This is a genomic window from Rhodococcus sp. 05-2256-B1 (assembly GCF_002258465.1).
In the GTDB taxonomy this organism is placed as follows: Bacteria; Actinomycetota; Actinomycetes; order Mycobacteriales; family Mycobacteriaceae; genus Rhodococcoides; species Rhodococcoides fascians.
On the sequence record NZ_NOZA01000026.1, the window covers coordinates 398,588 to 418,341 of the forward strand.

Consider the following 19,754-nt stretch of genomic DNA (forward strand, 5'->3'; position numbering starts at 1 on the left):
TCAGTTTCCGGGCTGAGCGTATTGACGTGGGCGCGGATCTCGCAAGGCGGAGACCGTGACCTGGTCCGATCGCTCGACTCGCGAGCTCGCCCCGTTGCGGGCGACCGTGTCGATCACCCCTCCCGGAATGTTCAGTGCAGCTTCCAGAGTCGCCGGATCTCCGATGGCAGTGAAGGTGTAGGGAGCGCGTAGTTCTCGGCCGTCCACCACGACTCGGCCGGCCGGTCCGGCCATCCACGAATCCACACCGATGCGGACGGCGACCCCACCACCGTCGATCTGCAACGCCTCGGCACCGGCGGCCCGCAGCTCCTGCAACGCGTCGAGCAGAACCTCTGCTCCGACGCCGGCGTCGGTGTCGTCGATCGTCAACGTGACGCCGGGTCCTCGGGCCGCCACGGTGCCGATCTGAATGGACAACGCGGACAATCTTTCCTGGGCTTCCGCCACCGCGGCGTCCGACCCGGAACCGGACTGCCGGAGGGTGGCGAGCGTGCCTTGAAGCGCGCTGATCTCGTCGCGGATCGACGCCTCGCGTCGCGTCAGGGAGTCCAACACCACCAAAAGGTCCTCGGGCCGCGAGTTCTCCAGATTGCCCGACGTGCTCGTTTCCCGCACCTGTGTCGCGATTCCGATTCCGAGGGCACACATCAACACGAGAGCGAGAATGCCGAACCACGTGCGCTGTCCACGTCGGGTGCGCCGACCGTGCCGTCCGGGGCCTGCGTTCATCGGTCAGGCACCGAAAAGCCGTCGGCGCAACGCAGCGGCGTTGCCGAAGATACGTATTCCGAGCACGACGACGATGGCGGTGGACAGTTGCGTTCCGACTCCGAGCTGATCGCCGAGCCACACGATGAGCGCCGCGACGAGGACGTTGAAGACGAAGGACACGACGAACACCTTGGCGTCGAAAATGCCGTCGAGAAAGGCGCGCACGCCGCCGAACACTGCATCGATAGCGGCCACGACGGCGATCGGCAGGTATGGGGCGACGACTGCTGGAACTCGAGGCCCGGCGACGAGACCGATCACGACTCCGACGACGAGCGCGACCAATGCTGCGAGCGCGAATCCGGCGCGGCCGGTGGCGGCGGGCTCGGTGCCGCCGGGCACCTCGGGACCGGGGCTGCCGGAGTCGGATGCCTCGACGTCCGGGACGTCACTCGCCGTCATCGTGGGGCCACCTCCTTCGCCTCGAACGACTCCCTGGCGACGGCCGGCCCGAACTCGAGATCGGTGGCAGGCCGTACCGAGAAACCGACACCGTAGAGCTGAGCGACCGTGCTCATGCGCAGGTACGCGTCGCTGACGGCGAACTGCACCTGAATGCGCTGCGGTGGACCGATCGCATCGATGTCGTAGGGCGAGGTGATCGGGCGATTGTCGAGCAGCATCGCGCCGCCTGCCTGTCTGATCGTCACGTTCGGCCCGACTCGATTGCCGTCGACGGACACCGCTTCGGCGCCGCTGGCCCACAGGGAGTTGACGACGGCAGCGATGTCGCGGTCGAGAACGGTTGCGCCGGAACCGGTACGGACCGATCTGTTGGATGCACCGCCTGCGGCAGGTTCTGTCACGACGACCGACAAGCCGGGACCGGTCACCGAGTCGATACCGGCCGCCGACTCGACCGCATCGAGACGGTCCAGGAGCTCGCTCCCGGCAGCATCGGACTGGAGCGCGCGATCACGCTCGGTCGATACCTGGGCTGCGAGTTCGTCCCTCGTGACGTCCAGTTCGGCCTCACGCTCCTGGGCAGCACGCACTGCAGCAGAGGCGTCGGCACTGGCCCGGTCGATCTCCGCCGCGTCGGAGGCCAGCTGCGACATCGCGACCCCGAAGACCACTCCGACAGCGACGGCACCGGTGATCAGCCAGAGGACAGGCGGCACCCTAGGGGTACGCACGTGGTGCGCCGACCGTTCGACGGCAGCGGCTGCGTAACCCGGATCGAGGTGATCCGTCAACAGCGATGTGAGCAGTGACGGAGTCGGGTTCCTCTTCGGTCGTGCTGGTGGCTGCACCGTCACCTGCCCGGTGCGGAGGTGGGCGCGATCGCTCGCGCGACGGCCACTGCCTTGCCGAGGTACAACGCACCGGTCCACGTGTACAGCACCGTCCCCCAGATCAGGAGCGCGTAACCGAGGGGCCCAGCGGCGTCGGCCACGGAACCGGTGCCCACGGAGACCAACAGCACCGGCAGCGCGATCATGACCACGAACGTGGCTGCCTTCCCGAGATAGATCACGTCCGGAGGCGGGAGGGAGCGACGTCGGTAGACGAACATGGTCAGGCCGAGAACCGCGTCTCGCCCGATCAGGATGGCAGCGACCCACCACGGGATGATGCCGCGCACCACGAATGCGACCAGCGTGCTGACGACGTACAAGCGATCGACGAGCGGGTCGAGAATCGCCCCCAGCCGCGACGACTGCCCGAGCAAACGCGCGAGTTTTCCGTCGAGCCAGTCGGTGCCGCCGCTGACGAGCAAAATGACCAGCGCCCAGCCGTCTGCCTGGGGGCCGAGAAGAAGAAACAAGAACAGCGGAACGCCGGCGAGTCGCACGGCACTGAGCAGGTTGGGAACAGTTGCGATCCGATCCGTTACCTCGAGTTCGCTCTTGTCCGTCACCGCTCACCTCCTGTCGCCTCGGGCGTCGTGGCAGCCGGCGCGAGCGCACCGGCGGTTCGAGGCCACGTTAGCGCCACGCGAACACCGGCTGCTCGAAGTCCGCGACCCGGGTGTGTCGACCGCGAAGGACCACTTCACGAAACTGGTGCACGATCGCACCCGTGGGAGCATGGATGGCACCGGTTCGGAACGGCCACCGAATCACGGGTCGGGGCGACTCGGGGATCGTGACGAATTCCGCATCGACATCGAGTTCGGCCTCGGTCACCTCGAACACTTCGGCCACCTCGTCGGCACTGGGCTGCAGCGACGACGAGTACTCGCCCACCCACACCACGAACGGTGTGATGACGTATCCCGAACGGGTGACGTAATCGTCGAGGCGCCCGAGTACCTCCCCCGGGTCGGTGCGAATGCCCAACTCTTCCTGGAGTTCACGCAGGCAGGCCTGTGCCGGGGTTTCGCCCGGATCGACTCCGCCACCAGGTAGTGCGTACTGACCCGGGTGAGCGCGCAATCGGCTCGGCCGTCTGGTCAACAGCAGGCGACGGTCTCCTCTCTCCCCGCCGACCGCCAGAGCAACAGCTGCGTGGCGCAGACCCTCGGCATCGGCTGTCCGAGACTCGAAGTGGCCGAGTGCACGCTCCATCGAGTCGCGGCCGAGGCAGTCGCTCGATTCGTCGCTACCCGCCACGAGTACCCACCGATTCGGTTGCCGTCATGCGGAATCCGCGAGACGCGCTGCCGGAGGAAGGAGTTCGTCGGCGGACGCGGGCCAGGCCAGTGCGTGCTCGGCCAACCCGGCGAGTTGCTCCACTTGTGTTCGACACCAGGGCGATACATCGATTCGGTCTGCGAGCACGTCGGCCGAGAATTCGGACCAGGACACCCATCGCGTTTCGTCGACCTCGTCAGGATCCGGGTCGAGTGTTGCGTCGTCGCCGACCGTCACTCGGTAGACGGGGCAGATCTCGTTCTCGACTATCCCGTTGTCCATCACAGCGCGGTACCGAAAATGCGGCAGCACCAGTTCCGCGGACCGGGCCTGCAGACCCAGCTCTTCGCCGATGCGTCGGAGCACTGCCGACTCCAGGTCCTCGCCGGGTGCTGGATGTCCACAACAACTGTTCGTCAACACGCCGGGCCACGTCGTCTTGCTCGACGCCCGTCGCGTGAGCAACACGGCACCGTCCTCACGCACCACGTAGCTGGAGAACGCCAGGTGCAGCGGGGTCTGTTCGGTGTGCACCGTGGTCTTGTCCTGGGTGCCGACGGCGCGGCCTTCGTCGTCGAGCAGCACCACGTGCTGCGCAGGGGATCGATCCATCGTTCCATGCTCCCACGGACGGACGGCCGGTCTAGTGTCGAACCATGGGACAGGACGACAAGGACAAGACAGACGGCAGCACCTCGACCGAACACGACACGGCGGATTCCCCCAAGGGCGGCCGCCCCGGACCGGTGGACGGCGGAGGCGGCGGTGGGATGGCGACACGAGAGAACGCCCCGGAGATCGCCGACGATCAGGAGTGATATTTCCCGGTGCCGTCGCTGTTTGAATCACAGAGATTGCGTCAATACCCCCGATGTTCCCGCGCTGCGCGAGAGCACGAACCTCCATCAACGGAAGGACCTCGATGAGCATCAACGACGACGACATCACCACCTCAGGCGGATCTGCAGGCGAAGGACCCGCTGACGGCGGATCCAATCCCGGCGGACACGACGGCGGAGCAGACGGCCCAGCCGGAGCAGGCGAAGGACCCGCTGACGGCGGATCGAATCCTGACGGACACGACGGCGGAGCCGACGGCCCAGCGGGTGGAGAAGGCCCGGCCGACGGCGGATCCAACCCCGGCGGACACGACGGCGGTGCGGACGGTTCCGCTTGATCATCGAGTCGAACGACGAGCGCGGACCGGGCAACCGGTCCGCGCTTCGTCGTCTCACCGGAATCGACGCCGCCACTTTCGCGGAGCGTCACTGGGGCACAGCACCCAAGTTCACCCGATCTGCCGAACTGTCCGGATCGTTCGAGGATCTGATGACGGTCGACGCGGTCGACGAGTTGATCGCCGAGCGCGGCGTACGCACCCCGTTCGTGCGGATGGCCAAGGACGGCCGTTTACTGGAGAAGAACAAGTTCACGGGGTCCGGAGGGTTCGGCGCCGAGATCACCGACCAGGTCGATTCCGCGGCGGTTCTGTCGGCCTTCGCGGCCGGCAACACTCTGGTGCTGCAGGGCCTGCATCGCCTGTGGCCGCCCTTGATTGCTTTCACCGGCGAGCTCGTTCGCGAGCTCGGCCACCCGGTACAGGTCAATTCCTACGTCACTCCGGCTGCGTCCCAGGGCTTTTCGCCGCATTACGATGTTCACGACGTATTCGTCGTGCAGATCGCCGGTAGTAAGCGGTGGACAATTCACTCGCCGGTGCATCGCCATCCACTGAACAATCAGCCGTGGTCGGACCGACGAGCAGCAGTGGAACGTCACGCCGACGACTCCCCGGAGTTGGACATCGTGCTCGAGCCCGGTGACGTTCTGTATCTCCCGCGCGGCTGGATCCATTCGGCGCAGGCCCTGGGCGAGACGACGGTGCATCTGACGATAGGCGTCGCGTCGTTCAACGATTACGACATCGCCCATCACACCCTCGGTGCTCTTCAGGACGTCGAGGGACTGCGCGCACCGTTGCCGGCCGGATGGGACCCGACCGACTCCGAGTCCGTTCTCCCCCACGTACGCCGCGTCCTCGGCGACATGCGCCGAGCACTCGACGAGTTGGATCGAGATCCCGAGGCGCTGCATCGGATCACCGAGCGTGTTGCGAGTCGGTACGACGAGCTGGTTCGACCCGAACCGGTGCGCCCCGTTCGCAGTGTTGCCCAGATGGGCGCGCTGCGGGGTCAGGACTCGATTCGGCTCAGGGCCGGGGTGATCGCGCGAGTGGTGCGAACCCCCGAGTCCGCGGCTGTCGTGCTGCGCGACAAAACCGTGTCGATGCCGCCTCAGTGCGCCGATGCCCTCGAATTGTTGCTCGAAGGATCGCCGTGCCGGTTGGATTCTCTGCCCGGCCTCGACACCGACGATGCTGTCGTGGTCGGTCGCAGGCTCGTGCGCGAAGGCATCGCAGTCACCGCCATCGAGTGATGGCGAGCCCGACCATCAGGTGATGGTCACGCCGCCGTCCACTGCGATGGTCTGGCCCGTCACGTATCCGCCCGCGTCGGACGCGAGCCAGACCGCGGTGGCGGCCAGTTCTTCGGGGTCGCCCTTGCGTCCGAGGATCATTCGGGGAGCCAATGCCTCGAGGTATCCCGGCTGGTAGGAATCGGTCATCTCGCTCTCGAAGAAACCAGGCGCAATAGCGTTGACGCGGATGCCTTTTCGAGCGCCCCACTGTTGCGCGAGGTCACGAGTGAGACCGACGATGGCCGCCTTGCTGGCACTGTAGGCAGCCTGAGGCAGACCGGCGGTGGTGAGCCCCAGAATGCTGGATATGTTCACGATCGAGCTTCCGGGCTGCATCACCCGTCCACACGCCTGAGCGGCCCAGTAGGAGCCGTTCAGGTTGATGTCGATGACAGAGCGGAACTGCTCGGGAGTCTCACGGGTGGCGGGGTACGCCGTGCCGACGCCGGCGTTGTTGATCAGCACGTCCACCTTGCCGAACTCGGCGACGGCGGCCTCGACCATGGCCGTGCACTGGTCGGGATCGACCACATCGGTTGCCACGCTCAGCGAACGCCCACCGACGCTGTCGATCAGTGCGGCAGTCTGTGCCAACTTGTCGACGCGACGGGCGGCCAGCACCACGTCGGCTCCGGCCTCGGCCGCCGCTTTCGCGAAAGACACTCCCAAACCGGACGATGCGCCCGTGACGATGACGACGCGGCCGTCGAGGCGGAATTTGTCCAAGATCGACATGTTCTGAAATCTCCTTGTATCGGGTGTCTCGTGCTCAGAACCAGGCGGGTGACATATCGAGGGTCGTTCGATCGAGAAGCGCCAGCAGATCGAGCTGTGCATCGACCTTCGGTAGCTCGTAGACGAAGAAGTACCGTGCAGCAGAGCGCTTTCCGTCGTAGAAGTCTCCGATTCGGTCTCCCACGGCAAGCAGCTGCTCGAGCCACATCCACGCGATGACCGTGTGGCCCATTGCCTCGAGGTAGGCCGTGGAATTCGCCAACGCCACGGCGGCGTCACCGGTACCCCAGACTGCGGCGGTGACCTCGACGATCCTCGAGAACCTGTTGTTCAGCTCGGTGCCGTACTGCTCGGCCGCTCCCCCGTGAGTCGATGCTCGCGTCACGGTCTCGGCGATTCGCTCGGCGAGCAGCGCCAACCCGGCACCGTTCTGCATGACGACCTTGCGGCCGAGTAGGTCCAAGCCCTGAATGCCGTGTGTACCTTCGTGAATGGGGTTGAGCCGGTTGTCGCGGTAGTGCTGTTCCACGTCGTAGTCGCGGGTGTAGCCGTAACCCCCGTGCACCTGAATGGCAAGACTGTTGGCCTCGAGACACCACTGCGAGGGCCAACTCTTGGCGATCGGTGTCAGTACGTCGAGCAACAGTGTCGATCGAGCTGCGTCGGCGGCGTCCGATGCCGAATCCTGGTGGTCCACCAAACGCGAGCAGTAGAGCCCGAGGGCCAATGCCCCCTCGACATACGACTTCTGCGCCAACAACATTCGGCGCACGTCGGCGTGCTCGATCAAAGCGACCGGAGGCGCGGCAGGATCCTTGGCTCCCAGTGGCCGTCCCTGGGTGCGCGTCTTCGCGTACTCGACGGACTTCAGGTAGCCGACGTAGCCGAGTGCGATCGCCAGGAATCCGACGCCGATCCGGGCCTCGTTCATCATGTGGAACATGTACGACAGACCACGGTTCTCCTCGGCGACGAGATAGCCGACTGCCCCGGCTTTCCCACCGGGAGAATGGGTTCCGTCGCCGAACGCGAGCAGAGTGTTGGTGGTACCGCGGTTGCCCATCTTGTGATTGAGCCCGGTCAGCACGATGTCGTTACGTTCGGCGATGCCGCCCTCACCGTTCGGCAGGAACTTGGGAACGATGAACAGCGAGATCCCTTTGACGCCGGGAGGTCCACCCGGCGTCTTCGCCAGAACCAGGTGCACGATGTTCTCGGTCAGTTCGTGATCTCCACCGGAGATCCACATCTTGGTACCGGTGAGCCGGTAGCTGCCGTCGTCCTGCGGCACAGCCTTCGTGGTGATGTCCGCCAGCGACGACCCGGCCTGCGGTTCGGACAAGCACATGGTGCCGAACCAACGCCCGTCGATCATGGGCCGCACGTAGTCGCGCACCTGCTCCGGGCTGCCGTAGGTGGCGATCAGATTGGCGTTGGCCATCGTCAGGAACGGATAAGACGACGTTCCAGCATTTGCAGCCTGGAAGAACGCCATGGCAGCACGAGAGACGGTGGCGGGCAACTGCATACCGCCGATCGATTCGTCGAACTGCCCGGCCATCAACCCCGCGTCGCGGTACACGTCGAGAGCGGCCTTCACCTCGGGGATCAGCTCCACCGCACCATCCCTGTTCATGGTGGGCTCCTGTGCATCGGCCTTCTTGTTGTGCGGGGCGAAATGCTTGTGGGCGATGTCTGCGCTCAGGTCCAGTACCGCATCGAACGTTTCGCGCGAGTGTTCCGCAAAACGTGGCCGCTCCGTCAACGCAACAACATCGAGCCATTCGTACAACAGAAAATCCAGGTCGCGGCGTGAGAGAACGTCCGACATTTCGCTGCTCCGATCGAGAGGGGTGACGCGTGAGCCGACGGCGTGAGCTCTACGAGGGAGCGGCAACCGCGTCGCACGTGACGTGCAACTCACCATACAAGTCGAGTTCGGTCGTCCACATCGAGTACCTACGCCGCCCGGATACACGACGGTTGCCCGGCATAGCAGTACGCGAGAAAGGTTGAAACACAGACATTTCCGGCCAATTGGACTATGAGCAGCGTCACGATTACCTACTCGGCCACGGGCATATACTTACCTTTGATAACGATATTCGACGTACGAGCACGATGATCCGGCGTCGTCCGGTGCATCGTGGAGGGGAGCGAAGCATGACCCGAACAATTGCCATGAAAAGCACAGTGGCCGTCGACAGCGAACACGATCGAGACATCCGCCAACGAGACCGTTTCCAGCATCTTCACGACAGCGATCCGGAGTTCCGGGCTGCCGAACCGGATCGGTCGGTTGCCGACGCGGCTCGTGAACTGGCACCCAACCTCGCTCGCGTGGTTGCCGAGATCATGACCAGGTACGCCGACCGCCCCGCCCTGGGACGCCGCGCGCGCACGATCGAGGACACCGACGGCAGCACTACCGCTCGCTTGCTCCCCCGATTCGACACGGTGACCTACGGGCAGGCCTGGGCCGACGCGGGAGCCTTGGCGTCCGCCCTCGGTCACGACGACGGCGGCATCGCTGCGGGCGACTTCGTGGCCACGCTCGGTTTCGCCGGCATCGACTACGTGATCACCGAACTGGCCACAATCCGTGTTGGCGCAGTCGCAGTTCCACTTCAGGCCGGAGCCACCGCGGGTCAACTGAGGGCCATCGTCGACGAGGTCGAGCCGGTGGTCCTGGCCTCCGACGTGGACAACCTCGCCGTCGCGATGGAGGTCGCCGGTCACTGCCGGTCGATCCGCACAGTGGTCGTACTCGACTACGACGACCGAATCGATGCCGACACCCGCGCGCTGACGTCCGCGCGCGAGGGTGTCCACGGGTCCGGCATTGCTGTTCGACCGCTCACCGAACTGGTGGACGAGGGTTCCCGACTCCCCCAGGTGCCGTTGTTCGACGTCGAGGATCCCGAGCGCCTCGCCGCACTGATCTACACCTCCGGCAGCACCGGTACTCCGAAAGGGGCGATGCATACCGAGCAGATCGTGTCCGGTGCGTGGACCGGGGCCTGGCATCGGACGGGTGCCTCGTCCGAGGGTGTCGACGAGCCGGCTTTTCCCGTCATCACTCTCGACTACCTACCGATGAGCCACCTTGCGGGCCGCGGGCTCGTTTTCTCGACTCTGGCGGCGGGCGGCACGGTTCATTTCGCCGGCTCCAGCGACCTGTCCACGTTGTTCGAGGACTTCGCTCTGGCGCGCCCCACGCTGGCGTTGTTGATTCCGCGGGTGTGCGAGATGATTCGCCACACCGTGCTCGCCGAAATCGATCGTGCGGTCGACGGTACCGATGCGGGCGAACACGAGCAGATTTCGCGAGGCGTGCTCGAGCGCGTGCGGTCCGAGCAGTTCGGTGGACGAATCCTGGCTGCAATGGTGGGCACTGCACCCATCGCCGCCGAGGTCAAGGATTTCGTGACCGACTTGCTCGACGTTCGGGTTCGCGACAATTACGGCTCGACCGAAGCCGGAATGGTACTTCTCGACGGGATTGTCGCGCGGCCACCGGTTCTCGAATACAAGTTGGACGACGTGCCCGAACTCGGCTATTTCTCCACCGACACTCCCCATCCACGTGGTGAGCTCCTACTCAAGACGACGTCGATCATCCCCGGCTACTACAAGCGGCCCGATGTGACCGCAGACGTCTTCGATTCGGACGGGTTCTACCGCACCGGCGATGTCGTGGCCGAGCTGGAACCGGACCGGCTCGCATACGTGGATCGTCGCAAGAACGTACTGAAGTTGGCCCAGGGCGAATTCGTCGCGTTGGCGCGCCTGGAAGCGGTGTTCGGTACGAGCGAGCTGGTGGACCAGATCTTCCTGTACGGCAACAGCCAGCGGTCGTATCTGTTGGCGATCGTCGTTCCTGCCCACGCGAACTCGACTGCGGGCGCGATCATGGAGTCGCTACAGCGGATCGCTCGCACGGAGTCGCTGAATTCGTACGAGATACCTCGCGAGGTCGTGCTCGAACGCGAGCCCTTCACTCAGGACAACGGTTTGCTGTCGGGTGCCGGAAAGCAATTGCGTCCCAAACTCGTCGAGCGGTACGGCGACGAACTCGAGCGTCGCTACGCAGAACTCGAATCGGGGCAGACCGATCGACTGCGTGAGCTCCGGCGTTCCGGTGCCCAGGCACCCGTGCTCGCCACGGTCGGGGACGCCGCCCAGGCTCTGCTCGGCTGTTCGGGCGCGGACATCCGGCCCGATGCCCACTTCACCGATCTCGGTGGTGACTCGTTGTCGGCGTTGACGTTTTCCACATTGCTGCGCGACATCTACGACGTCGACGTCGCGGTCGGGGTGATCACCGGACCCGCAATGGACTTGGCGGCTCTTGCCGACTACATCACGTCCGCGATCGACAACGATTCCGACACAGCGACATTCGCGTCGGTTCACGGACGCGACGCTTCCGTCGCGCTCGCATCGGATCTGACCCTGTCGGCATTTCTGGACGCCTCCCTGCTCGATGCCGCTCATCGAATTCCAGGCCCTCGGCCGGTAACGAACACCGTGCTGCTGACGGGAGCGAACGGCTACCTGGGCAGGTTTCTGTGCCTCGAATGGCTCGAGAAGATGGCAGCCGCCGGCGGAAGAGTCATCTGCCTGGTGCGCGGACGCTCCGATGCCGATGCCCGCGGTCGGCTCGACGCCGCCTTCGACAGCGGGGACGCGACGTTGTCCGATCGATACCGCGCCTTGGCCGACGCCGCACTCGACGTGATTGCAGGCGATCTGGGCACTCCCCGGTTCGGGTTGACCGACGATGTCTGGGAAGAGCTTTCCCGCCGCGTGGACCGCGTCGTGCACCCGGCAGCACTGGTCAATCACGCGCTGCCGTACGAGCACCTCTTCGGACCGAACGTCGTCGGAACGGCCGAGGTGATCCGGTTGGCCTTGACCGACCACATCAAGCCGGTGACCTACCTGTCGACGGTCGCGGTTGCCGTCGGTGTCGACGACTTCCACGAGAACGGTGACATTCGGGTCGACAGTGCGCAACGAGCAGTCGACGAGTCGTACGCCAACGGTTACGGAAACTCCAAGTGGGCAGGCGAAGTGTTGTTGCGCAACGCTTTCGACGAATACTCGCTTCCCGTCTCGGTCTTCCGGTCCGACATGATCCTCGCCCACAGCACCTGGTCCGGTCAGCTGAACGTCCCCGACGTATTCACGCGACTGATCCTGTCGGTGGTCGCAACCGGGCTGGCACCGAGAAGCTTCTATGCCACCGACACCGGAGCGCCCACCGACGAGCAGGGCAGGCCACTGGCTCATTACGACGGATTGCCTGCGGACTTCAGTGCAGCGGCCATCACCTCGATCGCGGGCGACGACGTGGCAGGCTACCGAACCTTCGACATCCTGAACCCCCACGACGACGACATATCGCTTGATACGTTCGTCGATTGGCTACGTGACGCGGGCTGCACCATCGAGATCGTCGACGACTACGACGAATGGTTCGAAAGGTTCAGCGCGGCAGTTCAGGAACTACCGGAGAAACAACGGTCACACTCGTTGTTGCCGCTGATCCACTCCTACGCGCATCCCCAGCACCCGTCGTCGGGAGCAATCCTGCCGGCAGACGAATTCGCGTCGGCTGTCGGCGATATCCCACACCTCGGGCGAGAACTGATCGAGAAGTATCTGGCCGATCTGGTAGCACTCGGCCTGGTGGCCAAGAGCTGACCGTTACCTGGTGCGGGCCCTTCGGCTCGCACCAGGTAGCCCCGCCCACTACCGCGGTACAGTCGAAAGCCTATGTGGATCGGATGGATAGAACTGGATTTTTTGTTGGGCGACGTGCACTCCCTGAAGGAGAAGCGCTCGGTGATTCGGCCCGTGATCTCGGAGCTGCATCGAAAATTCGCGGTGTCGGTCGCCGAAACCGACCATCGCGACCTGCACAGACGGGCCGAAATCGGAGCGTCGGTGGTAGCCGGCGACCTCGAGCACGTGACCGACATCCTCGACCGGGTCGAGCGGATGGCGGCGTCCCGACCCGAGCTTCATCTCGTAGCCGTTCGGCGGCGCACCCTGAAGAGCGACGACATCTGAATCGCGCGCTGTCGACGAATCCGGGTCTTCGACGATTACGGTTATCGACGGACGTCGAACACCTGCTTCTGGATGCCGTTGCCGTACACCTCGTGCTCCACCAGATCCAGGTGGGTCGTGGCCTTGTCACTGGAGCTGAACAGCCGCTTGCCCGCGCCGAGCAGCATCGGGAAGACCAACAGGTGGTAGCGGTCGACGAGACCGGCGTCGGCGAGGCTGCGACCCAGCGTCGCGCTGCCGTGCACCGAGATCGGCCCGCCTTCGGTCTCCCGGAGTTCGGCGACGTCGTCGATGCTGCGCAGAATGGTTGCCGGCCAACGGTCGTCGCTGCGCTCCAACGTCGTCGACACCACGTATCTGGGCATCGAGTTGTACCCGGAGAAGTCGTCCATTGTGGGCCAGATCGGGGCAAATGCCTCGTAGGAGGTTCGGCCCAGCAGCATGGCCGTGGCCTCGTCCTGCTCACGGCCCTTGATTTCGTACGCCGCAGGATCGAATTCGATGTCCTTGAACGTCCACCCTGCGTTGCGGTAGCCGACTTCCCCACCCGGTCCCTCCATGACGCCGTCGAGCGAAACGAACGCGGTCACGATCACGGTGCGCATGGGCAATCCTCAGTTCGGTTCAAGGAGAAAGCGGAGCAGGTGCCGGAATCGTAAACCACGCGTCGAACCGACCACAGACGTTGCTGGGTGGCAAGGTGGTCTCATGGCCGAGCAAGTGGAACGCACCGAAGACGGTCACTATGTCGTCATCAAGGGTCGACGGTGGCGCGCTACCGATCCCGATATTCCCGAGGATCGCAACGCCGAATTGCGCTCGATCCTCATGGCGTGGCGCAGAGACGTCAAACGCACCTCCGGTGCCACAGAGTCTCGCGCGGGCGTTCAAGCCGCCAAAGTCGCTCTGGGAGAACGAGGTACACCGTGGTGGGAACAGTCCCCGGACGAGCGACGGGCTCGATGGGAGGCCGATGTGCCACGGCCGACCGACACCGGTCCCGAGAACTGATCACACGAATCGTTGCCATATCGGAAACTATCCGATATGGTTTCCGATATGGAAAGCATCGATACGCCCACCTCGTCCGAAGCTCGAACGACTCTCGACGACATCGACCGAGTGCAACGCGCCGTGCGCGACACTCCGTGGCCGGTCTGGTTGTACGCCGTCAACGCAGTGCTCATCGGTGCGTTGGCACTCACGCCGCTGCTCACCGACTCCCACCGCACTGTCGCCCTGCTGATTCTGGCCGCGGCCATTGTGGCAACGAACGTGATCACCGGGTACCGAATGGGCACACCGTGGGCGCTGCCTACCAGCCGTGGATTTTTGGCGTCGGTCGCACTGTCCGTTGCTTTCGTGGTGGTAGCACTCGCATTCGCACAGCCATCCCTGCCGAGCTGGGCGTTGGTGCTCCTCGCTGCAGCAGCGACGGCGACCTACTCGTTCGGTTCGATCGCTCACTACCGGAGCACACACCGATGACGGACGATCTGGATCCGATCATTCATCCGGCGAACCGGCTGCGGATCTGCGCGCTGCTGGCGGCCGGTACGACGCTCGAGCTCGCCGTCGTCAAGGAACACAGTGGATTGAGCGCATCCGCGCTGAGCAAGCAGGTGGCGGCTCTGGTCGACGCCGGCTACGTGGACCAGCAGAGATCACGCACCGACTCGCGGCGGATGTGGCTATCGCTGACGAGGGAGGGAAAAAACGCCTACCGCCGCCATGTGGCTGCCCTCCGCGCCATTCTCGCGGAGGCCGACGCGAGCCCATCCGAGCCCGGGCGGTGAGTTCTCCCCCAGCTCCGTGTCTATCTTTCGACGGATGCAGTCGATGCAGCCCGCACCGGTCGTTCGATTCGAGAAGGAGTCCCTGCCATGCCCACACTCAGTCCGTACCTGTCGTTCCGTGACAATGCGCGCAACGCTATGGAGTTCTACCGCACGGTCTTCGGTGGAGAACTCACCATGACAACGTTCGGCGAGGGCCAGGCCACCGACGATCCATCCGAGAAGGACCTGATCATGCACGGCCAGTTGACAACTCCCAGCGGATTCACACTGATGGGGGCCGACACCCCGCCGTCGATGGAACACACACCCGGAAACACGATGAGCGTCTCGCTCTTCGGTACCGAGCACGAGGAATTGACGGGCTACTGGAACGCGCTGGCCGTCGACGCACAATTCACGATGGGTCTCGACGCAGCACCGTGGGGTGACGTATTCGGCATGCTCACCGACAAGTTCGGTGTGCAGTGGATGGTGAACATCTCCGGCTCGGTCGTCGAAAGCTGAGCGACGGAGGAGCAGTGGGCACCTTCAGTGGGTGCGCGATTCGACAGAGATGACCTCGTGCAGCCCTGTCGGCCCCCAGCCCCTGTCGAGCGCCACGATCAGCACCGCGCAACCGACTGCGGACAGCACCAGTGCGGAACCGAACAATGCGGTGTAACCGAACACGTCGCCGATCACGCCCGCCGTAAGTCCGGACGCACCCTGCGCAAAGACGATTGCACAGGCCATCAGTGTGTAATCGCTTCCTGCATAACGTTTTTCCGATGCGTCCATCATCAGCGCGAAAACGGCAACGGTTGCCGCGCCGCCCAGCACGTGTTCGGTGACGTTGGCCGCGACCAGAAGCGGAAACCCGCCGATGCCGAACGATGCCGCTACATACAACACAAGACTGAGGGTTTGGGCGATTCCGCCGACCAGCAGAGCCTGACGACGTCCGAAGCGAAAGGACAACCACGCGCCGAGCGCAGCACCTCCGAGTGCTGCCACCGACGACAGGCCGCCCTCGACCAGCGCGATCTGAGTCAAGGTCAGTCCGTTGTCCGAGAGGAACGGGCCGACCAGCGCCGAGCCCATCGAGTTTCCGAATTTGAAGCCGACGATGAGAAGAATGAACGCGACCATGCCAGGCCTGCGCAATCGGGACCACCAGGCCACAGCAAGTCGCGCCGGGCTCTCGGACTCGGGCTGCCGGTCGGTGTCCACGTCTGCCGCGGCCAGTTGCCTGTTCATGAACCAGACCGGGGCCGTCGCCAACAGGATCAGCAATGCCATCGCAACGAAGAGCACCTGCCATCCGGCAAAGGTGAACAGCCACAACAGCACTCCCCCGCCGCACACCATACCTATCCGGTACGCGCCCACCTGCAGACCGTTGCCCAGGCCGCGTTGCGACACCGTCAACGTGCGGACCGCTATCCCATCCGTTGCGATGTCCTGGGTGGCCGACAGCGCGTTGATGACGAAAATCCCGACGAAGAGCCAGCGCAGCGTCGAAGACAGATCGAGCAACGACAGTGCAAGCGCCACCAGCGCGGCGGACACCTGCAACGTCAGGAGCCACCGCCGCCTGGAACCGTAACGATCGACGTACGGTGCCCACAGAAATTTCAGCGCCCACGGCAGAAACAACACCCCGGTTGCACTGATCTTCACCAGCGAGAAACCCGACTCTCGAAGCACGACGGGCAGGGCCTGCGTGAAGATGCCGAACGGCAGACCCTGTGCGAAGTACAGGGCCCCGAGCAACGTGAGGGTGCCGACGGTGAACGACGCCGGACGCACCGCATTGGTCATGCCGGTCATCGTGTCAGAGCGAGGCCTCGTCCGCCGAGTACCGCACCGGTTGCCGAAGAATGGTGCGCAGCTTCGCCGGTTCGACCCGTCGTGGGTCACTGAGGTAGATCTCGTGATGACGACCGGTCATCGTCAGCCCGGCCTGCGGGATGTAGTGGTCGTGCATCTCGTCGAGCACCGCGGCCTCGTCATCGTAGGAACCGATGTGCAGAGTTTGCACGCACAGGCCCTCGTCGAGAGTGTCGAAGCGCATTCGGGCACGTCGGTCCGAACGGTTCTCGGATGCGTCGACCCCTACGGCGTGCTCGAACATCGTGTGGTCGATCCAGTCGGGTGCCATGATCATCACAGTCCAGAGCCAGTTCGACTTGTCCCGGCGCGTGGTGAAGGCCGCCATGTCCGTCGCCCACCACAAGGCTTCGAGCGGCGGGACGACGTAGTCGCGCCCCAGGTCGTTCTTACTTCTGAATTTGAGCCGATACGCAACGGGGAACAGCGCGGATACAGCATCGGAATATTCCGGCGCGGTGTTCGGATCCCCGTGGCCGTCGATCATCAAGTATTTCGTCGGTGGCACGGTCAGAACTCGAAACACGTTGGGCCGTGCCGAATACGAGTCGAGGGTCTTCTTGAAATCCGTCTTCATGCCCTCACCTCCTGCCGACTGCGGGTCAGTGTACCGAGTGCGCCGGGCTGGGGTCCCGTGGTCGACGTAGCCCCGTTCGGACGCACCCGGCTCAACGGAGACCTCGTCCCGACTCGAACCGGCTCACGCATGGGTCCGAGCGGGCAATCGGCGGAGCAGAAGCGTCGCCGCATCGAGGACCATGTGTCGGTCGTAGGTCAGGCAGTAGTCGTACAACACGCTTCCGTCGTGGGCAGTTCCGCTCTCCACCGCGATGAGAGCAACGCTGGACATCGGTGCCACGATGACAACCGAGCGCTCCGACGCCAGTGGTTCGTCCTCACCGACCGCAACGGTCCGAAACCGATGCTCACCCGGCATCGGCCGCGAGTCGAAGACGGCCAGGAGAGCCGTGCGCACAGCGAGGTCGTCGAACAACGCGACACGCTCGGCGGTCGACCCGGCCGACGCGTTCGTCGTCGCCAATACGACGGTCGACGCACCGGTGCCGTAGACACTGCGAAGCAGACCGTTCTCGATGTCGTCGAGAAGCCGTGCGTCAGCGCGTCGACGGGTTCCGAATCGATGGACCAGACCGTACGGCGTCACGGCAACAGGGGCCCGGACGGTTATTGCCGGCTCCAACTCGAGTGTGTCGGCCGTACCGCCGGTGGCTCCGAAGGTGGGTAGATGAGTCGGAGCGCCATACAAGTAGCCCTGGCCGAGAACCGCACCCATGTCGTGCGCAGTCGCTTCGTGCTGCTCCGTTTCGATTCCCTCGGCGAGCACCAGCGCACCGCTGCGTTCGGCCTCTGCGGCGACCGCGGACACCACGGACGCCGTGGCATAGCTCGAACGGCCCTGCACGAGAGACATATCCAGCTTGATGACGTCGGGCCGGAGCAGCGGAATAAGTGCCAGACTCGACGAGTCTGCACCCACATCGTCGAGCGCGACCCGCCATCCCAGGTCGCGGGCATGCTCTACCGCACGCAGCAGCCCGGCGGGGTCACCCATCAGATCTCGCTCGGTGATCTCGACGATGATCGACAACCGAGATGCCTCGGCCATCAATGGCAGGCACTCTCTCGGAGGTGGCGCGTCCAGGGCGGTGGGTTCCGCGTTGACGAACAACGCGAGTCCTTCGGGGAAACCGGCCTCGACAGCCCCGCTCAGGGCGCTGAGTCTGCACCGCCAGTCGAACTCGGCCGACTCGCCTCGATCGGCCGCCTCGCGCAGCAGCTGCGGCGGCGAGATCGCTTGCGCGTCGCCGCAGGTCCGCACCAGGGCTTCGTAACCCACGACAGCTCGGCCGTCCAACGCGACGATCGGCTGGTAGGTCGACGTGATATCGATCGTCATCGGCGAAAATTGCGCGTGCGAGGCGTCACGATGCACAGGCGGACCTCCCTCGGTACCCCTCGACGGTCCCCACCCGGGGAACCATCATGCCCGATGGTCGCCGGCCGCGCCCTCTTCCCTCGCCGACGGGCTATAGGGTGCTCGGAAGACTTCGGATCGGCGGTGAACAATGGTGGGTGCGAACTCCGACGATCACCTGTTCGCGGGCAGATATCGTCTGGGCAACGTCGTGGGGCGCGGCGGAATGGCAGATGTCGTTCGAGCCGACGACGACGTCCTCGGTAGGCCCGTTGCCGTGAAGATATTCCGTCAGGGTGAACCCGCACATACCGATGCACGGATCGATGCCGAGATCAGGACGCTCGCGTCGCTGTCGCATCCTGGCCTGGTGACGTTGTACGACGCCGGTACCGCCCCCTACACCGGCGGTATCCGAGTGCCGTTTCTGGTGATGGAGTTCGTCGACGGCCCCACTCTGAACGGCTACCGCGCAGGCCGCGCACTACCGGGCGATCTCGTCGCCCGGATGGGACACGAGATCGCTCGGGCCCTCTCCTATATCCACCACCGCGGCGTGATCCACCGCGACATCAAACCGGCCAACATCCTGGTCGCCCGAGAGCCGGCGTCGAGCACGGAACACTGCGTCAAGCTCACCGATTTCGGTATCGCTCGCATCGTCGACGCCGACCGCCTCACCGAGCACGGCACCACCGTCGGCACCGCTCACTATCTCAGCCCGGAACAGGCGACGGGCACCTCTGCGGGGCCTGCAACCGATATCTACAGCCTCGGATTGGTTCTCATCGAATGTCTTACCGGCGCAATGGTGTTCGACGGCAGCGCGGTGGCCGCAGCCGTGGCGCGCTTGCACCGCGACCCCGAGGTACCCGAGCAACTCGGGCCCCAGTGGCATTCGCTGCTGACGACGATGACGGCCAGACATCCCGAAAACAGGCCGACGGCGGACACCGTGGCCGACGCCTTACACAGTCTCTCCAGCGAACCGCCACCACCGCCGGCCACTGCGGTCCTGCCCGTCGCGAATTCGACAGCGGTTGTCGCCGAGCAGGATTCGGCCCGTCGACCAACGGAGGGTTCACGGCGTCGCGGTCTTGTCCCTGCGGCTGCGGCTGCACTGTTCGTCGCCGTCGCGTCGGCAATTGCCTGGATGGCAACCGGAACAGGCGACGAGCCGATCGAGACATCGCCGTCCACATCGGTCACCGCTCCGACCAGCCCGGCGCCCGTGACAACCGCATCCGAGTCCTCGATGCCGGTTGTCTCGAACCTCCCCCAGGACGTTCCCGCCCCCGCCGTCGAACAGGTGCCCGCCGAGCCGCCACAACCTGCGGCTCCACCGCGAAACGGGAACAACGGCAACGGTAATGCGGGCAATGGCAACTCCGGCAACGGGAGTCCAGGCAACAGCAACGGCAACGGCAATTCAGGCAACGGCAATTCAGGCAACGGGAACTCCGGCAACGGCAACCCCGGCCGTGGGAACTGAGCATGTCGGCAACCAAG

General features: G+C 64.7%; 22 protein-coding genes. 10 read left to right on the top strand and 12 right to left on the bottom strand.

From position 1 onward, the window contains the following. The 6 genes from CH285_RS15105 to idi form a co-directional block, all read right to left on the bottom strand. A complete protein-coding gene (locus tag CH285_RS15105) occupies positions 1-732 on the bottom strand; it encodes a DUF881 domain-containing protein (protein ID WP_027497170.1) in 732 nt (243 codons plus the stop codon). A gap of 3 nt (positions 733-735) precedes the next feature. Beyond that, on the bottom strand, positions 736-1,116 hold the full coding sequence (locus CH285_RS15110) for a small basic family protein (protein ID WP_027497171.1): 381 nt from the start codon (positions 1,114-1,116) through the stop codon (positions 736-738). A 56-nt stretch (positions 1,117-1,172) separates the two neighbouring features. Then, a complete protein-coding gene (locus tag CH285_RS15115) occupies positions 1,173-2,027 on the bottom strand; it encodes a DUF881 domain-containing protein (protein WP_032366220.1) in 855 nt (284 codons plus the stop codon). Between the two features lie 2 nt (positions 2,028-2,029). After that, the gene (locus tag CH285_RS15120; RefSeq protein WP_032366166.1) at positions 2,030-2,635 is read right to left on the bottom strand and encodes a CDP-alcohol phosphatidyltransferase family protein; all 606 of its coding nucleotides are present in this window, start codon (positions 2,633-2,635) and stop codon (positions 2,030-2,032) included. Positions 2,636-2,702: 67 nt separating this feature from the next. Then, positions 2,703-3,284: an NUDIX hydrolase gene (locus CH285_RS15125; RefSeq protein WP_094643265.1), complete on the bottom strand. Its 582-nt coding sequence runs from the start codon at positions 3,282-3,284 to the stop codon at positions 2,703-2,705. A 69-nt stretch (positions 3,285-3,353) separates the two neighbouring features. Next, positions 3,354-3,962 (bottom strand): isopentenyl-diphosphate Delta-isomerase, encoded by a 609-nt coding sequence (idi, locus tag CH285_RS15130; protein WP_032366164.1) that lies wholly within the window; start codon positions 3,960-3,962, stop codon positions 3,354-3,356. A 44-nt stretch (positions 3,963-4,006) separates the two neighbouring features. On the opposite strand from idi, the gene CH285_RS27965 reads away from it, so the two are divergent. The 3 genes from CH285_RS27965 to CH285_RS15140 all read left to right on the top strand — a co-directional run bounded on the left by CH285_RS27965 (position 4,007) and on the right by CH285_RS15140 (position 5,786). Further along, positions 4,007-4,168, top strand: coding sequence for a hypothetical protein (locus tag CH285_RS27965; protein WP_176458614.1), 162 nt, complete (start codon positions 4,007-4,009; stop codon positions 4,166-4,168). A 104-nt stretch (positions 4,169-4,272) separates the two neighbouring features. After that, positions 4,273-4,527, top strand: a complete 255-nt coding sequence (locus CH285_RS15135) for a hypothetical protein (protein ID WP_027497175.1) — start codon at positions 4,273-4,275, stop codon at positions 4,525-4,527. After that, positions 4,524-5,786, top strand: coding sequence for a cupin domain-containing protein (locus CH285_RS15140; protein WP_052053295.1), 1,263 nt, complete (start codon positions 4,524-4,526; stop codon positions 5,784-5,786). Before CH285_RS15135 ends, CH285_RS15140 begins: the two co-directional genes overlap by 4 nt. A 15-nt stretch (positions 5,787-5,801) precedes the next feature. On the opposite strand, the gene CH285_RS15145 is transcribed toward CH285_RS15140, so the two are convergent. Together CH285_RS15145 and CH285_RS15150 are read right to left on the bottom strand one after the other, a co-directional pair. Continuing rightward, on the bottom strand, positions 5,802-6,563 hold the full coding sequence (locus CH285_RS15145; protein ID WP_027497177.1) for an SDR family NAD(P)-dependent oxidoreductase: 762 nt from the start codon (positions 6,561-6,563) through the stop codon (positions 5,802-5,804). A 34-nt stretch (positions 6,564-6,597) separates the two neighbouring features. Next, positions 6,598-8,394, bottom strand: coding sequence for an acyl-CoA dehydrogenase (locus CH285_RS15150; protein ID WP_094643226.1), 1,797 nt, complete (start codon positions 8,392-8,394; stop codon positions 6,598-6,600). 332 nt (positions 8,395-8,726) lie between these two features. Between CH285_RS15150 and car the strand changes: the two genes are divergently transcribed. Together car and CH285_RS15160 are read left to right on the top strand one after the other, a co-directional pair. Next, positions 8,727-12,272 carry a carboxylic acid reductase gene (gene car / locus CH285_RS15155; RefSeq protein ID WP_179271315.1) on the top strand — a complete coding sequence of 1,182 codons (3,546 nt, stop codon included), beginning with the start codon at positions 8,727-8,729 and terminating at the stop codon, positions 12,270-12,272. Between the two features lie 72 nt (positions 12,273-12,344). After that, positions 12,345-12,641 (top strand): DUF503 domain-containing protein, encoded by a 297-nt coding sequence (locus tag CH285_RS15160; RefSeq protein WP_032366161.1) that lies wholly within the window; start codon positions 12,345-12,347, stop codon positions 12,639-12,641. Between the two features lie 41 nt (positions 12,642-12,682). Here CH285_RS15160 and CH285_RS15165 read toward each other — a convergent pair whose 3' ends face one another. Next, positions 12,683-13,246, bottom strand: a complete 564-nt coding sequence (locus CH285_RS15165; protein WP_032366160.1) for a dihydrofolate reductase family protein — start codon at positions 13,244-13,246, stop codon at positions 12,683-12,685. 103 nt (positions 13,247-13,349) lie between these two features. Between CH285_RS15165 and CH285_RS15170 the strand changes: the two genes are divergently transcribed. From CH285_RS15170 to CH285_RS15185, 4 genes are all read left to right on the top strand, one after another. After that, positions 13,350-13,652 carry a hypothetical protein gene (locus CH285_RS15170; RefSeq protein ID WP_032366159.1) on the top strand — a complete coding sequence of 101 codons (303 nt, stop codon included), beginning with the start codon at positions 13,350-13,352 and terminating at the stop codon, positions 13,650-13,652. A gap of 48 nt (positions 13,653-13,700) precedes the next feature. Further along, the gene (locus tag CH285_RS15175) at positions 13,701-14,129 is read left to right on the top strand and encodes a hypothetical protein (protein WP_094643228.1); all 429 of its coding nucleotides are present in this window, start codon (positions 13,701-13,703) and stop codon (positions 14,127-14,129) included. Then, positions 14,126-14,437 carry a transcriptional regulator gene (locus CH285_RS15180; RefSeq protein WP_032366157.1) on the top strand — a complete coding sequence of 104 codons (312 nt, stop codon included), beginning with the start codon at positions 14,126-14,128 and terminating at the stop codon, positions 14,435-14,437. The genes CH285_RS15175 and CH285_RS15180 overlap by 4 nt, the downstream gene beginning before the upstream one ends. A gap of 87 nt (positions 14,438-14,524) precedes the next feature. Further along, complete coding sequence (locus CH285_RS15185) at positions 14,525-14,944, top strand: VOC family protein (RefSeq protein ID WP_032366156.1); 420 nt, start codon at positions 14,525-14,527, stop codon at positions 14,942-14,944. A gap of 24 nt (positions 14,945-14,968) precedes the next feature. Here the strand turns inward: CH285_RS15185 and CH285_RS15190 are convergent, their stop codons facing one another. From CH285_RS15190 to CH285_RS15200, 3 genes are all read right to left on the bottom strand, one after another. Further along, on the bottom strand, positions 14,969-16,240 hold the full coding sequence (locus CH285_RS15190) for an MFS transporter (protein ID WP_094643266.1): 1,272 nt from the start codon (positions 16,238-16,240) through the stop codon (positions 14,969-14,971). 13 nt (positions 16,241-16,253) lie between these two features. Next, a complete protein-coding gene (locus CH285_RS15195; RefSeq protein ID WP_048320319.1) occupies positions 16,254-16,886 on the bottom strand; it encodes a GyrI-like domain-containing protein in 633 nt (210 codons plus the stop codon). Positions 16,887-17,009: 123 nt separating this feature from the next. Continuing rightward, positions 17,010-18,227 carry an EAL domain-containing protein gene (locus tag CH285_RS15200; protein WP_255032332.1) on the bottom strand — a complete coding sequence of 406 codons (1,218 nt, stop codon included), beginning with the start codon at positions 18,225-18,227 and terminating at the stop codon, positions 17,010-17,012. Between the two features lie 169 nt (positions 18,228-18,396). Between CH285_RS15200 and CH285_RS15205 the strand changes: the two genes are divergently transcribed. Next, positions 18,397-19,737 (top strand): serine/threonine-protein kinase, encoded by a 1,341-nt coding sequence (locus CH285_RS15205; RefSeq protein ID WP_057474942.1) that lies wholly within the window; start codon positions 18,397-18,399, stop codon positions 19,735-19,737. Positions 19,738-19,754 lie beyond the last annotated feature (17 nt).